Genomic DNA, 14,185 nt, shown 5'->3' on the forward strand with positions numbered 1-14,185 from the left:
AACCGTCGTACACAGAAGCGGATGAAACAATCTGCTCATGGCGGAAATCATCCAGAAGGACGGAACGTGGGTCTTCGACGGCGACACCCTGCGGCTGACTCCCGGGCGGGACAAGAACGTCGGTCTGCTCCGCAGGGAACTGGGTGAACTGCTCGTCCCGCTGGCCGCGTTGGCGGGCATATCGTTCGAGCAGGGCAAGAAGTCCGGGCGGCTGCGGCTGCGCCTGCGGGACGGCGCCGACCCGCTGCTGCACGCGACCGGCGGCCGGCTCACCGAGCCGCACGACCCGTACCAGCTGATCGTGGAGTCCGACCGGTACGGCGTCGCCGAGTACTTCGCGGACGAGGTGCGCAACGCGCTGCTGCTGGACCAGGTTCCGTCCGGCCCGGTGGACGCCTACCTGCTGCCCGGCCCCTCCGTCCCGCTGTCGGTCTCCGCCGGGGACGGCGTCGCGAGCTTCGACGGCGAGCGCGTACGCCTGGAGTGGAAGTGGCAGGCCGAGGACTCCAAGTCGGCGGCCGGCCCGCGCACCCTGCCCCTCGCCGACATCGTCGCCGTGGAGTGGCAGCCGTCGGTCGGCCTGGAGAACGGCCACCTGCGCTTCACCGTGCGGGCCGCGCCGACCAAGGCGCCGCCCAAGTACGACCCCGACGCGGTGGAGTTGTGGGGTTTCAAGAAGGACCCGCTGATGGCGCTGGTCGCCGCCGCCGTGCAGGCCCGGCTCCCGCACCCCGCCGCACCGGCCGCCGCCGCCCTGGAGGACGCCCGCCCCTCCGAGGACACGCCCGCCCCGGCCCCCGCCGCCGAGGACGACCACGACGCGCTGCTGCGACGGCTGCGGGAGCTGGGCGAGCTGCACCGCTCGGGGGTGCTGACGGACGAGGAGTTCACCCTGGCCAAGCAGGCGGTGCTGAAACGGATGTAGACCCCACCCTGGGGCGAATCGCGGGCACCCCGCAGTCACTCCTGCCCGAAATCGGGCAAGATTCTTGCGAAACCCTCACCCGTACCCCAGGATCTACCGGGTGCACGACGAACTCGTTGATCATCTGACGCGCTCCACCCCCCTCAACCGGGGCGAGGCGCTGCGCGTGATCCAGGACGTGCTCGCCTACTTCGACGAGACGACCGAGGAATACGTCCGTCGCCGCCACCGCGAGCTCCAGGCCCAGGGCCTGGTGAACGCGACGATCTTCGAACGGATCGAGGCGGAACTGAAATACCGGGCGGTGGCACCGCCGGAGCTCTCGCTCCGACAGCTGCGCCGCATCGTCTACGGCTGAGGAATACGTTTACATGTGCGGAATCGTCGGATACATCGGCAAGCGTGACGTCGCGCCCCTGCTCCTCGAGGGCCTCCAGCGCCTGGAGTACCGCGGCTACGACTCGGCGGGCATCGTCGTCACGTCCCCGAAGGCGGCCGGCCTGAAGATGGTCAAGGCCAAGGGCCGGGTCCGCGACCTGGAGGCCAAGGTCCCGGCGCGCTTCAAGGGCACCACCGGCATCGCCCACACCCGCTGGGCCACCCACGGCGCCCCGTCCGACGTCAACGCCCACCCGCACATGTCGGCCGACAACAAGGTCGCCGTCGTCCACAACGGCATCATCGACAACGCCGCCGACCTGCGCCGCAAGCTGGAGGCGGACGGCGTCGAGTTCCTCTCCGAGACCGACACCGAGGTGCTCGTCCACCTCATCGCCCGCTCGGAGGCCGAGAAGCTCGAGGACAAGGTCCGCGAGATCCTCCGGCTCATCGAGGGCACCTACGGCATCGCCGTGATGCACGCCGACTTCCCCGAGCGCATCGTCGTCGCCCGCAACGGCTCGCCGGTCGTCCTCGGCATCGGCGAGAAGGAGATGTTCGTCGCCTCGGACATCGCCGCGCTGGTCGCCCACACCCGGCAGATAGTCACCCTCGACGACGGCGAGATGGCCACCCTCAAGGCCGACGACTTCCGCACCTACACCACCGAGGGCACCCGCACCACCTCCGAGCCGACCACCGTGGAGTGGGAGGCCGCCTCCTACGACATGGGCGGCCACGACACCTACATGCACAAGGAGATCCACGAGCAGGCCGAGGCCGTGGACCGCGTGCTGCGCGGCCGGATCGACGACCGCTTCTCCACCGTGCACCTCGGCGGCCTCAACCTGGACGCCCGCGAGGCGCGCGCCGTGCGCCGCGTGAAGATCCTCGGCTGCGGCACCTCGTACCACGCGGGCCAGATCGGCGCCCAGATGATCGAGGAGCTGGCCCGCATCCCCGCGGACGCCGAGCCCGCCTCCGAGTTCCGGTACCGCAACGCGGTCGTGGACCCCGACACCCTGTACATCGCGGTCTCGCAGTCCGGTGAGACGTACGACGTGCTGGCCGCGGTGCAGGAGCTGAAGCGCAAGGGCGCCCGGGTGCTCGGCGTCGTCAACGTCGTCGGCTCGGCGATCGCCCGCGAGGCGGACGGCGGCATGTACGTGCACGCCGGCCCCGAGGTCTGCGTCGTGTCCACCAAGTGCTTCACCAACACCTGCGTCGCCTTCGCGCTGCTCGCCCTGCACCTGGGCCGCACCCGCGACCTGTCCGTGCGCGACGGCAAGCGGATCATCGAGGGCCTGCGCAAGCTGCCCGCGCAGATCGCCGAGATGCTGGAGCAGGAGGAGGACATCAAGAAGCTGGCCGCGCAGTACGCCGACGCCCGCTCGATGCTCTTCATCGGCCGCGTCCGGGGCTACCCGGTCGCCCGCGAGGCCTCCCTGAAGCTCAAGGAGGTCTCGTACATCCACGCCGAGGCCTACCCCGCCTCCGAGCTCAAGCACGGCCCGCTCGCCCTCATAGAGCCCGCCCTGCCGACGGTCGCGATCGTGCCGGACGACGACCTGCTGGAGAAGAACCGCGCGGCCATGGAGGAGATCAAGGCCCGCAGCGGCCAGATCCTCGCCGTCGCCCACCGGGAGCAGGAGAAGGCCGACCACACCATCGTCGTCCCGAAGAACGAGGACGAACTGGACCCCATCCTGATGGGCATCCCCCTCCAACTCCTCGCCTACCACACCGCCCTGGCCCTGGGCCGGGACATCGACAAGCCCCGCAACCTCGCCAAGTCGGTGACGGTGGAGTAGCACACCGGCCGAACGGCCGAACGGCCCCGCACGTGCGCGTGCGGGGCCGTTCGCGTCGTCCTCGGGTCACCCGGCCGTCAGGGAATGACCACCACGGGCCGCTGCGCCCGCTTGGCGAGGCGTCCCGCGACGGAGCCGAAGAGCCGGCCCACCAGGCCGTGGCTGGAGCCGACGACGATCGCGTCCGCCTCGTACTCCCGGCCCACCTCTTCGAGTTCGTGGCAGATGTCGCCGCCGCGCTCGACCAGGATCCAGGGCACCTCGGCGAGATAGTCCGCGCACGCCAGCTCCAGGCCCAGGACCTCGGTGCGGTGGTCCGGCACGTCGACGAAGACGGGGGGTTCGCAGCCCGCCCACACCGTGGTGGGCAGCCGGTTGGCGACATGGACGATGACCAGGCCCGAGCCCAGCCGCGATGCCATGCCGATGGCGTACGCGAGGGCGCGCTCACTGGAGGTGGAGCCGTCGAAGCCGACGACGACGCCGTGCTTGAAGGCTGGGTCGCACGACTTGCGCGGCTCTTCGGCCGCCAGGGGCTCGGCCGCCGTAGGTTCGGCGACGGGCCGCTTGCGGTCCGCGGGTTCGAAGAATTCGTGACCGGCCATGGCTGTCTCGGCGTTTTTATCCTTTATGGGGGACATCAGTGAGCGGTGGAGCTGTGTCCGGGAATCGTCTTCCCAAGCCCATACCCGCAAGGGTACGGCGGCACGCCTCCTTCTCCCAGATCCCGCGCATGGTCCGCCGCGGGTTCCCCGGAGCATGCACGAGGGGGCGCCCGTAACGCAATGGTTGCTGCGCTGTACAGGCGGTTTGCGCGGGATTCAACATGCCGTGACCAGGCGTGAGCGGTCGTGACCGACACGCCGGACGCGCGTTGATCTCCATGCCGCCAGCCACAGGGAGCACGCATGTCCCCACCGCACCAGCCCGCCGAGCCGCCGTCCGGTCCGCCCGGCACTCCCGAACCGACGGCGCCACCCCGGTCCGGCGTCACCGATCTCGTCCGCTGGGCGGCGTTCAGCTGCTTCCTCGTCCCGCTCCTGCTTCTCTGGTACGGCACCTCCTTCGCCGACGCCGCCGGTACGGCCGTCGGCCTGGCCGCCGTCACCGGCGCCTGCCGGCTGCTGCTGCGCCGGTCGGAGCGCCGCGCGGCCCGGCAGCCCGGCGGAGAGAAAAACACACCGGTCGACTGACCGGTTTCCGCGCACGCTGCCGCTTGTTTTCAGCCAACTTCTGAAGGTGGCGCATACCCGGTCCGAACCACCCCCCAACCCCCGTTCCACCTGCACGGACAGGGTCTCCGGCCCCCTGCGCACCCTACGGGGATTGGCCACTGCGACAAGGCGCACTTCCCTGGGGCGTTCCGGAGTGCAACGCTTCGTGATCGACTGCTTCACGCCAAGTTGCCATGTCGACAATGTCCCAAGTGCCGAACCGGCCACCTCGGCGTGATGGGACGCAGTAGATTCGATCTTGACTGTCTACGGCGGGGGACTCGTGCAGGACCGAGGGGAAACGTGTTGGAGCGACAGACCCGAAAGGTTGAGGGCGCCGCGACCACCGAGGGGGGCTTAGCAGTATGAGCCACGACTCCACTGCCGCGCCGGAAGCCGCGGCCCGGAAGCTCTCCGGGCGACGCCGCAAGGAGATCGTCGCGGTGCTGCTGTTCAGCGGCGGCCCCATCTTCGAGAGTTCCATACCGCTGTCGGTGTTCGGGATCGACCGCCAGGACGCCGGCGTGCCGCGCTACCGACTACTGGTGTGCGCCGGTGAGGAAGGCCCGCTGCGGACCACAGGGGGCCTCGAACTCACCGCGCCGCAGGGCCTGGAGGCGATCTCCCGGGCCGGCACCGTCGTGGTGCCCGCCTGGCGGTCGATCACCTCACCGCCACCGGAGGACGCGCTCGACGCACTGCGCCGGGCGCACGAGGAAGGCGCCCGCATCGTCGGACTGTGCACCGGCGCCTTCGTACTCGCGGCGGCCGGCCTGCTGGACGGCCGTCCCGCCACCACCCACTGGATGTACGCACCGACGCTGGCCAAGCGCTACCCGTCGGTGCACGTCGATCCGCGCGAGCTGTTCGTGGACGACGGCGACGTCCTGACGTCGGCGGGCACGGCGGCCGGCATCGATCTGTGCCTGCACATCGTGCGCACGGACCACGGCAACGAGGCGGCCGGCGCGCTGGCCCGCCGCCTGGTGGTCCCCCCGCGCCGCTCGGGCGGCCAGGAGCGCTACCTCGACCGGTCTTTACCGGAGGAGATCGGCGCCGACCCGCTCGCCGAGGTCGTCGCCTGGGCGCTGGAGCACCTCCACGAGCAGTTCGACGTGGAGACGCTGGCGGCGCGCGCGTACATGAGCCGGCGGACCTTCGACCGCCGCTTCCGCTCGCTGACCGGCAGCGCGCCGTTGCAGTGGCTGATCACCCAGCGGGTGCTCCAGGCGCAGCGCCTGCTGGAGACGTCCGACTACTCGGTGGACGAGGTCGCGGGCCGCTGCGGCTTCCGCTCGCCGGTGGCCCTGCGCGGCCACTTCCGCCGGCAGCTGGGTTCGTCCCCGGCCGCCTACCGGGCGGCCTACCGGGCACGCCGCCCCCAGGGCGACCGGCCGGTGGACCCGGAGGCCGGCCTCGCGGGAGCCTCCCGGGTGCCCGTCCCGGCCGAGGGGGGCCAGCAGCCGGCCGGCCTGCCGCCGGAGAGCGCGGTCCCGTTCCAGACCCGCCGCACGTCGCCACCGCTCCCGGCGGCGACGGCGAGCCTGCCGGGCCAGCGCAGCGCGCCGTGACGTGACACTCGAGCCGCCGGACGGGCCGGAGCACCCCGTCCGGCGCCCGAGCACCACCCCACACCGGGCGAGCGGCCCCGCCCCGGCCCTCCCACGCCGGGCGAGCCGGCCCACCCAGCCGTCCGGCGTCTGAGGACGAGGCCCTCCAGGCCGACACGGGGACCCGGGGACGGCAGCCCCCGTGCGGCCCGCACCGACGCCGTCCGACACCCGGCGAGCGGCCCCGCCCCGGCCCTCCCACGCCGGGCGAGCCGGCCCACCCAGCCGTCCGGCGTCTGAGGACGAGGCCCTCCAGGCCGACACGGGGACCCGGGGACGGCAGCCCCCGTGCGGCCCGCACCGACGCCGGGGGTCCGGGCGGGGGACGTCAGCCGTAGGGTGTCCAACATGAACGATCGCATGGTGTGGATCGACTGCGAGATGACCGGCCTCTCGCTGTCCGACGACGCTCTCATCGAGGTTGCCGCCCTCGTCACCGACTCCGAGCTGAACGTACTCGGCGAAGGCGTCGACATCGTCATCCGTCCGCCGGAGCGGGCCCTGGAGACGATGCCGGAGGTGGTGCGTCAGATGCACACCGCGTCCGGCCTGCTCGCGGAGCTCGACGGCGGCACGACGCTGGCGGACGCCGAGGCGCAGGTCCTGGCGTATGTACGGGAGCACGTGAAGGAGCCGGGCAAGGCCCCGCTGTGCGGCAACTCGGTCGGCACCGACCGGGGCTTCCTGCTGCGGGACATGCCCACGCTGGAGGACTACCTCCACTACCGGATCGTCGACGTCTCCTCGATCAAGGAGCTGGCCCGCCGCTGGTACCCGCGGGCGTACTTCAACAGCCCCGAGAAGAACGGCAACCACCGCGCCCTGGCCGACATCCGCGAGTCCATCGCCGAGCTGCGCTACTACCGGGAAGCCGTCTTCGTCCCGCAGCCCGGCCCCGACTCCGACACCGCCAAGGCCATCGCCGCGAAGCACGTCCTGCCCGCACAGTAGGGACGACGGGGCCCGGGGAAGCGGCGACACGAAAGGCTGGCGCGAGCACCCCTTCGGACCCTGTACACTTTTTCTCAGCCGGTCGGGGAACCCCGCCACACGGGATTCGACCACCGGCCTTGGTGGGTGTAGCTCAGCTGGTAGAGCACCTGGTTGTGGTCCAGGATGCCGCGGGTTCAAGTCCCGTCACTCACCCTGAGTGAGCAGCCGGTGACCTTCGGAAGAAGGTCACCGGCTGTTTGCGTTGGGGCGCGCGCGGCCCCCGCGCGCGCCCCTCGCTCACGACGACGCGCGCTGCACCAGCTCCGTCGCCAGCACCACCTGGTGCCGCTCCCGCTCCCGCGCCCCAGCCGGCCGGCGGTCCGCGATCTCGGTGAGCAGCAGGTCGATCATCGCGCGGCCCATCTCCTCGATGGGCTGCCGGACGCTGGTCAGCGGCGGGTCCAGGTGGCGGGCGATGGCCGAGTCGTCGTAGCCGACCAGTGCGACGTCCTCCGGGATGCGCCGGCCCGCCTCACGCAGGGCCTGGCGGGCGCCGGCCGCGGTCACGTCCGAGGCGGCGAAGACCGCGTCCAGATCCGGGCAGCGGCGCAGCAGCTCCGTCATCGCACGCCGGCCGCCCTCCTCGGTGAAGTCCCCCACCTCGATCAGCTCGTCCGCGGCGCCGAGTCCCGCGTCGCGCAGGGCGTCGCGGTAGCCGTCGACGCGCCGCTGGGCGCCGTAGACGTCGAGGTGGCCGGTGATGTGGGCTATGCGGCGGCGGCCCCGGGACATCAGGTGCTCGACGGCCGAGCGGGCGCCGCCGTAGTTGTCGGAGTCCACGGAGGCCAGGGTCTCCGCCGCCGAGCGCGGGCCGCTGATCACCGCGGGGATCTCCAGTTGGGCCAGCATGTCGGGCAGCGGGTCGTCGGCGTGCACCGAGACCAGCAGCACGCCGTCCACCCGGTGCGCGGCCAGGTACTGGGCGAGCCGCTGCCGTTCCCGGTCGCTGCCCGCGAAGATCAGCAGCAGTTGCATCTCGGTGTCGGTGATCTCAGCGCCGACACCGCGCAGCATGTCCGAGAAGTAGGGCTCGGCGAAGAACCGGGTCTCCGGCTCGGGGACGACCAGGGCGATCGCGTCGGTGCGGTTGGCGGCGAGCGCGCGGGCGGCGGTGTTCGGGACGTAGCCCAGTTCCGCGACGGCCGCCTCGACGGCCGCCCGGGTCGCGTCGCTGACCCGGGGCGAGCCGTTGATCACCCGGGAGACCGTGCCGCGGCCGACACCGGCCCGGACGGCCACCTCCTCCAGGGTGGGGCGTCTGACGCCCCGGCTCCGCCCACCGTTGACCGCCATGGTCGTCGCCCTTCCCTCGCAGCTGTCAGGCCAGGAATGTAACAGCCCCGACCGTGGTCCCCCCGGACCCCCATCGTCCCTCGCGGGCAGCGGAATTCCGCCCTCCGTGCCGGTGACGGGACCGTGGGGGCGCGGCCGGAGACCCGGTCGCGCCCCCACGGTGGAGATGCGGTGCGCCTCAGGCGTGTTCGCCGGTGGCGGGCAGCGCGTTGTGCCGGATCACGTCGGCGTACCAGTGGGCGCTCGCCTTGGGGATGCGGCGCTGGGTGGAGTAGTCGACGTAGACGGCGCCGAAGCGCTTCGAGTAGCCGTAGGACCACTCGAAGTTGTCCAGCAGGGACCACAGGAAGTAGCCGCGTACGTCCGCGCCGTCGGCGACGGCCCGGTGGACGGCGTCCAGGTGGGACCGGAGGTAGGCGATGCGCTGCGGGTCGTTGACCCGGCCCTCGGGGGAGACGTAGTCGTCGAAGGCGGCGCCGTTCTCGGTGACCATCAGCGCCAGGCCGGGGTGGGACTTCGCCAGGCCGGTCAGCAGGGTGTGCAGTCCGTCCGCGTCGATGGCCCAGTTCATCGCGGTGAGGTCGTCGTTGGCGAGGTGGAAGGCGACGTCCCCGGCGCCGGTCCACGGGGAGTGGTCGCTCGCGCCGTGGCCGTCGTTCCGGGTGGTGCCGCGGCCCTCGGCGGGCTGGGAGACCACGGTCGGCGAGTAGTAGTTGACGCCGAGCACGTCGATCGGCCGGGAGATCTCCGCCAGGTCGCCGTCCTTCACCAGGTCGTTCCAGTCGACGAGGTGGGCGGTGTCGGCGATCAGGTCCGCGGGGTAGCTGCCGTCGAGCAGGGGCCCGGTGAAGATCCGGTTGCCGACCGCGTCGATGCGGCGGGCCGCCTCGGCGTCCTCGGGGGCGTCGGTGAGGGGGCGTACCTGGTGCAGGTTGAGGGTGATGGAGGTCTGGGCGGTCGACGGCAGGACCGCGCGCAGGGCGCCGACCGCCTTGCCGTGGGCCAGGTTGAGGTGGTGGGCGGCGCGCAGGGTGGCGGCGGGGTCGGTGCGGCCGGGGGCGTGCACGCCGGAGCCGTAGCCCAGGAAGGCGCTGCACCACGGTTCGTTGAGGGTGGTCCACACGCCGACGCGGTCGCCGAGGGCGCGGGCCATGATGTCGGCGTACTCGGCGAAGCGGTCGGTGGTGTCGCGGTGCGGCCAGCCGCCGGCGTCCTCCAGCTCCTGGGGCAGGTCCCAGTGGTAGAGGGTGGCGACCGGGGTGATGCCCGCCTCGAGGAGCTCGTCGGTGAGGCGGCGGTAGAAGTCCAGGCCGCGTTCGACGGCGGGGCCGCGGCCGGTGGGCTGGACCCGGGACCAGGAGACGGAGAAACGGTACGCCTTCAGGCCGAGGTCCTTCATCAGCGCCACGTCGTCGCGGTACCGGTGGTAGTGGTCGGCGGCGATGTCACCGGTGTCGCCGTTGAGGACCTTGCCGGGGGTGTGGCTGAAGGTGTCCCAGATCGAGGGCGTGCGGCCGTCCTCGGCGGCGGCGCCCTCCACCTGGTAGGCGGCGGTGGCGGCGCCCCAGACGAAGCCCGTCGGGAAGGAGGTGGCGGTGGCCTGCTGGGCGGGGGTCTCGGGTCGTACGGCGGTCATGGTGAGAACGCTCCCAAATGGCGTGAGGAAGGGCCGGACGGCGGGGTCCGGCAGCTGGGGGGGAAGGCGGGGCGCGGGGGGTGGGCGCCCGGGTCCGGCAGGGCCCGAGTGCGGGTCGGGCCCTGCCGGTGGAGGGGTGGGTGAACCGGGCTCAGCCCTTGACGGCGCCCGCCATGATGCCTCCGACGATCTGCTTGCCGAAGACGACGAAGACCACCAGCAGCGGCAGTGTGCTGATCAGCGCTCCGGCCATGACGATGCTCTGGTCGGGGGTGTAGGAGGCGCTGAGCTGGCCGAGCGCGACCTGGATGGTGGGGTTCTCCTGGCTCAGGGCGAGGAACGGCCAGAAGAAGTCGTTCCAGGCCTGGACGAAGGTGAGCATGCCGAGCACCATCATCGCGGGCCGGGCCACGGGCAGGACGACGCTCCACACGATGCGGAAGTTGCTCGCCCCGTCCACCTTGGCCGCCTCGATGAGTTCGTACGGCAGGGCCTCGATCAGGTACTGGCGCATGAAGAAGACACCGAAGGCACCCACCAGCGTCGGGAAGATCACCGACTCCAGCTTCCCGCCCCAGCCGATGTCCGACATCATCATGAACAGCGGCACGACGCTGAGCTGCGGCGGGATGGTGAGCGTGGCGATGACCGCGGTCATCAGCACGTTCCGGCCGCGGAAGCGCATCTTGGCGAAGGCGTAGCCGGCCAGCGTGCAGAAGAACAGCGTGGCCACGGTGATGGAGCCGGCCACGATGGCGCTGTTGACGATGGCCTTGCCGAGGTTGGCCTGTTCCCAGGCCGCTTCGAGGTTGCTGAACAGCCTGCCGCCCGGGAGGAACGGCGGCGGGTTGTCGAGGACCTTCTGCTGGTCGTGCGACGCGGCCACCAGCGTCCAGTACAGGGGGAAGACGGACCCCAGGCCGATGACGATCAGCGCGAGGTAGGTGAAGGGGCCGCCCTTGAGCTGCTGGCCGGCGCCGATCCTGAGGCGGCGGCCCTTGCCGCCGGGGCCGGGGGGCTCGGTCGCGTGGGCCGGGCCCGAGGCGGTCTTGTAGGGAGTACTTGTCGTGGTCATCGTTGTCGCTCCCGTCAGGCCGCGCTCTTGCGCACGAACCGGCTGACGATCCAGTTGATCAGGGCGATGAGCAGCAGCAGGACGAGCATGGCCCAGGCCACGGCGGCGGCCGGACCCAGGTGGCCCAGCTTCCAGCCGTAGTTGAAGAGATAGATGCTGAGCGTCTCGTACTGGTGCTCGCTGCCGCCGACGGAGCCGAGCGTGCCGCCCTCCAGCAGCAGCGGCTCACCGAACAGCTGCATGGAGCCGATCGTCGAGATGACGATGGTGAACAGGATCGTCGGCCGCAGCGCGGGGATGGTCACCTTGCGGAACTGCTGCCAGCGCGAGGCGCCGTCGATCGAGGCCGCCTCGTACAGGTCGGTCGGCACGGCCTGCATGGCCGCCAGGTAGATCAGGGCGTTGTAGCCGGTCCAGCGCCAGATCACGATGACCGAGATGGCGATCTTGGACGTCCAGTGGCCGCTGCCCCAGTCGACGTTGTCGACGCCGACGAAACTCAGCACCCAGTTGATGAGGCCGCCGTCGGCCCGGAACACCAGGGCGAAGACGAGGGCCGCGGTCGCGACCGAGGTGGCGTACGGGGTGAGGATGATCGTGCGCCAGAAGGTGCTGGCGCGCAGCTTGTAGTTGAGCAGGTGGGCCAGGCCCAGGGCGACCAGCAGCTGCGGGACGGTCGAGATGACGCCGATGATGAAGGTGTTGGAGACGGCCGTCCAGAACTCGGAGTCCTGGAGGATCTTGGTGAAGTTGTCGAAGCCGACCCACTCGGACTGGTCGAGACTCGTCATCTCCACCCGGTGCAGGGCGATCCAGCCGGTGTAGAGGAGCGGGTAGAGCCCGAAGGCGCCGAAGATGAGGAAGAAGGGGGCGATGTACGCGTACGGCGACGCCTTGTCGTCGAGGCGCCACAGTCGCGCACGCCACGCGCTGCGTTCCTTGGACGCGGCGTGGGAGCCGCCGGTGGGCGGCGGGTTGTGGGCACCCCGTGTGGGGGTTGTCGTTGCCACGGAGGGAGTCCTTCCCTGGGAGGTCGGGCCTGGGACGTCGGGCCGGGTAGGGGCGGGAGGCTGGCCGGCGCCCGGTCCCCGCCCGCGCGGCTCGGCGGGGGCCGGGCGGCCCGCGCGACGGTCGGTCTGCGGTGCGCGGGGTGGTCGGCGGCGCGTGCGGCGCGGGACCCGGCACGTGGTGCCGGTGGCGGGTGCCGGGAGAGAGTGGTCGAGGTGGTCGGAGCGAATCAACGAGTCAGCGGATCAGCGGATCGGGGGCGTCCCGGGGTGCGGCCGACGTTTCCGGGGTGCCTCCCCCGCTCTCGCCTTCGCTCGAGTGGGTCGGTGCCCTGTCCCCGCCCGTGCCCCCCGGGAACTCACCGGCCGTTCAGGTGGGGGAGACACGGCTTGGCCCGCGCGCCGGGGCGGGGCGGTGTGCCTCCCCCGGCGCGGGCGCGGATCCCACGCCGCGCAGCAGACCCGCCGAGGACGGCCGGGTCTGCTGCGGGCGCCCCCGCGCCTGCGGGCGGGGGCCGTCGTTCCTCACGGCCCCCGGTGCGCACGGTACGGGCGGTGCGGGGCGGCTGGTTGAACCGCCCGCACCGTGCGCGGGTCAGCCGATGGCCTTGTCGATCGCCTCGGTCGCCGCGTCCCAGGCCTTGTCGGGCTTGGTGCCGCGCTGCTCCATGTTGTTGATCTCACGGGAGATCGTGTCCTTGATCACGCCGTCCTTCGGGCCGAGCACCGCCACCGGGATGGTCTTGGCCTCCTCGGCGTAGATCTGGCCGACGGGGGCGTTGTTGAAGTACGCGAGCTTGCCGTCCTTCACCTCGGGGAGGTCGTAGGCGCCCTTGTTGGACGGGAAGACACCGACGGCCTTGAACACGGCGGCCTGCTGCTCGGGCGCGGTCAGCCACTTGACCAGCTCGGTGGCCTCCTTGACGTGCTTACCGCTCTTGGGCACGGTCAGGAAGGAACCGCCCCAGTTGGCCGCGGTCGCACCGGGCGCACGCGAGATGTCCCACTTGCCCGCGAAGTCGTTGCCGGAGTAGTTCTGGATCTGCAGCGCCATCCAGGCGGGGCACACGACGGTGGCCACGCTGCCCTTGCGCAGCGCCGCCTTCCAGGGGTCCTGGAACTGCGGCAGGCCCTGGGTCAGCTTCTTGTCCGCGGCCTGGGCGGCGAGGTTCCAGCCCTTCTGCACCGGCGGGCTGTCCTTGTAGATCGCCTTGCCGTCGGCGTCGTAGTACTGGCTCTCGGCGGAGCTGACGACACCGTTGAACATGGCGCTGGCGGAGTCCATGAAGTAGGTGCCCTTGGGCGCCTTCGCCTGGTACTGCTCACCGAGCTTGAGGTAGTCCTCCCAGCCGCCGGAGACCGCCTTGGCGACCTCCTCGCGGTCGGTCGGCAGGCCCGCCTTCTCGAAGAGATCCCTGCGGTAGCAGAGGGAGATCGGGCCGATGTCGGTGCCGGCGCCGATGACCTGGCCGTCCTTGGTGGTGGCCTGCTTGGCCTTCCACTCGACCCACTGGCTGGTGTCGATGGCGCCCTTGAGGTCGGTGAACTTGCCCGCCTGGGTGTCCACGACCTCCTTGATGCGGGCGATCTCGACCCCGACGACGTCTCCCAGGCCACTGCCCGAGTTCAGCTGCTGAAGGAGCTTCGGGTAGTAGTCCTGCTCGTTGGCGGTGGTCTCCTCCTTCACCTCGATGTTCGGGTGAAGCTGCTGGTACTTCTCGAACAGGCCGGCTTCCTTGTAGCCGAACTGCCCGTAGTCGGCCACCTTGAGGGTGATCTTCCCGTCGGAGTCCGAGGCGTCCGAGTCGCTGTCGTCGCTGCTGCAGCCGGTCAGCAGCAGGGCCGAGGCCGTCAGGACCGACGTGGTCAGGACCGCTGCTCTGCGGCCGCGACCGCCGCCGGTTCGGGTGATGCGCATTCCACTACTCCTTGTTCCAGTGGGAACGGACCTCAGGAATCAGACCGTCGGGTTCGACGGTCCCGACCTGCCCTCTCGGTTCGAGCAGCGGCCAGCTCGGAGCAACGCGGCGCGCGGTGCGAAGATGCTGGTCAACGGTGTGCCATGCGAGACAGAGGGAAGGGCCGATGGTGCTTCGTGCCATGCGGGAACCGGTCCCGGAACCCCGTGGGACCGCTCCCACGCGGCTTGCCCCGAAGACTCGTTGCTGCCGGGCCCAAGTGTCAAGACTTGAAAACGGCGTTGTTGCGCAAGCGTGTTCCGCGCGTCACGGGAATGTGTCGCA

12 protein-coding genes and 1 tRNA gene are annotated in these 14,185 nt (G+C 71.1%); 7 read left to right on the forward strand and 6 right to left on the reverse strand.

The window, feature by feature from the left end:
* Nucleotides 1-37: 37 nt before the first annotated feature.
* From RM812_RS24265 to glmS, 3 genes are all read left to right on the forward strand, one after another.
* Nucleotides 38-925, forward strand: a complete 888-nt coding sequence (locus RM812_RS24265) for a DUF4429 domain-containing protein (RefSeq protein WP_311575461.1) — start codon at nucleotides 38-40, stop codon at nucleotides 923-925.
* A 100-nt stretch (nucleotides 926-1,025) separates the two neighbouring features.
* On the forward strand, nucleotides 1,026-1,283 hold the full coding sequence (locus RM812_RS24270; protein WP_311575464.1) for a hypothetical protein: 258 nt from the start codon (nucleotides 1,026-1,028) through the stop codon (nucleotides 1,281-1,283).
* A gap of 13 nt (nucleotides 1,284-1,296) precedes the next feature.
* Nucleotides 1,297-3,114 carry a glutamine--fructose-6-phosphate transaminase (isomerizing) gene (glmS, locus tag RM812_RS24275; protein WP_311575466.1) on the forward strand — a complete coding sequence of 606 codons (1,818 nt, stop codon included), beginning with the start codon at nucleotides 1,297-1,299 and terminating at the stop codon, nucleotides 3,112-3,114.
* A 77-nt stretch (nucleotides 3,115-3,191) separates the two neighbouring features.
* Here the strand turns inward: glmS and RM812_RS24280 are convergent, their stop codons facing one another.
* Entirely contained in the window at nucleotides 3,192-3,719 is a 528-nt protein-coding gene (locus tag RM812_RS24280; RefSeq protein ID WP_311575469.1) for a universal stress protein, read from the reverse strand.
* Nucleotides 3,720-4,022: 303 nt separating this feature from the next.
* Here RM812_RS24280 and RM812_RS24285 point away from each other — a divergent pair, with 303 nt between their 5' ends.
* From RM812_RS24285 to RM812_RS24300, 4 genes are all read left to right on the forward strand, one after another.
* Nucleotides 4,023-4,307: a hypothetical protein gene (locus RM812_RS24285; protein ID WP_311575471.1), complete on the forward strand. Its 285-nt coding sequence runs from the start codon at nucleotides 4,023-4,025 to the stop codon at nucleotides 4,305-4,307.
* 386 nt (nucleotides 4,308-4,693) lie between these two features.
* Nucleotides 4,694-5,899, forward strand: coding sequence for a helix-turn-helix domain-containing protein (locus RM812_RS24290; RefSeq protein ID WP_311575474.1), 1,206 nt, complete (start codon nucleotides 4,694-4,696; stop codon nucleotides 5,897-5,899).
* 387 nt (nucleotides 5,900-6,286) lie between these two features.
* Nucleotides 6,287-6,889 (forward strand): oligoribonuclease, encoded by a 603-nt coding sequence (gene orn, locus RM812_RS24295; protein ID WP_311575477.1) that lies wholly within the window; start codon nucleotides 6,287-6,289, stop codon nucleotides 6,887-6,889.
* A 122-nt stretch (nucleotides 6,890-7,011) separates the two neighbouring features.
* A tRNA-His gene (locus tag RM812_RS24300) sits at nucleotides 7,012-7,084 on the forward strand.
* 84 nt (nucleotides 7,085-7,168) lie between these two features.
* Here the strand turns inward: RM812_RS24300 and RM812_RS24305 are convergent.
* The 5 genes from RM812_RS24305 to RM812_RS24325 all read right to left on the reverse strand — a co-directional run bounded on the left by RM812_RS24305 (nucleotide 7,169) and on the right by RM812_RS24325 (nucleotide 13,860).
* Nucleotides 7,169-8,224, reverse strand: a complete 1,056-nt coding sequence (locus tag RM812_RS24305; protein ID WP_311575480.1) for a LacI family DNA-binding transcriptional regulator — start codon at nucleotides 8,222-8,224, stop codon at nucleotides 7,169-7,171.
* Between the two features lie 178 nt (nucleotides 8,225-8,402).
* A complete protein-coding gene (locus tag RM812_RS24310; RefSeq protein ID WP_311575483.1) occupies nucleotides 8,403-9,860 on the reverse strand; it encodes a GH1 family beta-glucosidase in 1,458 nt (485 codons plus the stop codon).
* A gap of 151 nt (nucleotides 9,861-10,011) precedes the next feature.
* Entirely contained in the window at nucleotides 10,012-10,935 is a 924-nt protein-coding gene (locus RM812_RS24315) for a carbohydrate ABC transporter permease (protein ID WP_311575486.1), read from the reverse strand.
* 14 nt (nucleotides 10,936-10,949) lie between these two features.
* Entirely contained in the window at nucleotides 10,950-11,945 is a 996-nt protein-coding gene (locus tag RM812_RS24320) for a carbohydrate ABC transporter permease (protein WP_311575489.1), read from the reverse strand.
* Nucleotides 11,946-12,537: 592 nt separating this feature from the next.
* Nucleotides 12,538-13,860 carry an ABC transporter substrate-binding protein gene (locus RM812_RS24325; RefSeq protein ID WP_311575491.1) on the reverse strand — a complete coding sequence of 441 codons (1,323 nt, stop codon included), beginning with the start codon at nucleotides 13,858-13,860 and terminating at the stop codon, nucleotides 12,538-12,540.
* Nucleotides 13,861-14,185: the final 325 nt, after the last annotated feature.

This window comes from Streptomyces lancefieldiae, assembly GCF_031845825.1.
Lineage (GTDB): Bacteria > Actinomycetota > Actinomycetes > Streptomycetales > Streptomycetaceae > Streptomyces > Streptomyces lancefieldiae.

What these genes read in the sequence shown, in the direction of transcription:
- RM812_RS24265 (WP_311575461.1), top strand. Translation starts at nt 38, where the DNA reads ATGGCGGAAATCATCCAGAAGGACGGAACGTGGGTCTTCGACGGCGAC.
- glmS (WP_311575466.1), top strand. Translation starts at nt 1,297, where the DNA reads ATGTGCGGAATCGTCGGATACATCGGCAAGCGTGACGTCGCGCCCCTG.
- RM812_RS24280 (WP_311575469.1), bottom strand. Translation starts at nt 3,719, where the DNA reads ATGGCCGGTCACGAATTCTTCGAACCCGCGGACCGCAAGCGGCCCGTC.
- RM812_RS24285 (WP_311575471.1), top strand. Translation starts at nt 4,023, where the DNA reads ATGTCCCCACCGCACCAGCCCGCCGAGCCGCCGTCCGGTCCGCCCGGC.
- RM812_RS24290 (WP_311575474.1), top strand. Translation starts at nt 4,694, where the DNA reads ATGAGCCACGACTCCACTGCCGCGCCGGAAGCCGCGGCCCGGAAGCTC.
- orn (WP_311575477.1), top strand. Translation starts at nt 6,287, where the DNA reads ATGAACGATCGCATGGTGTGGATCGACTGCGAGATGACCGGCCTCTCG.
- RM812_RS24305 (WP_311575480.1), bottom strand. Translation starts at nt 8,224, where the DNA reads ATGGCGGTCAACGGTGGGCGGAGCCGGGGCGTCAGACGCCCCACCCTG.
- RM812_RS24310 (WP_311575483.1), bottom strand. Translation starts at nt 9,860, where the DNA reads ATGACCGCCGTACGACCCGAGACCCCCGCCCAGCAGGCCACCGCCACC.
- RM812_RS24315 (WP_311575486.1), bottom strand. Translation starts at nt 10,935, where the DNA reads ATGACCACGACAAGTACTCCCTACAAGACCGCCTCGGGCCCGGCCCAC.
- RM812_RS24325 (WP_311575491.1), bottom strand. Translation starts at nt 13,860, where the DNA reads ATGCGCATCACCCGAACCGGCGGCGGTCGCGGCCGCAGAGCAGCGGTC.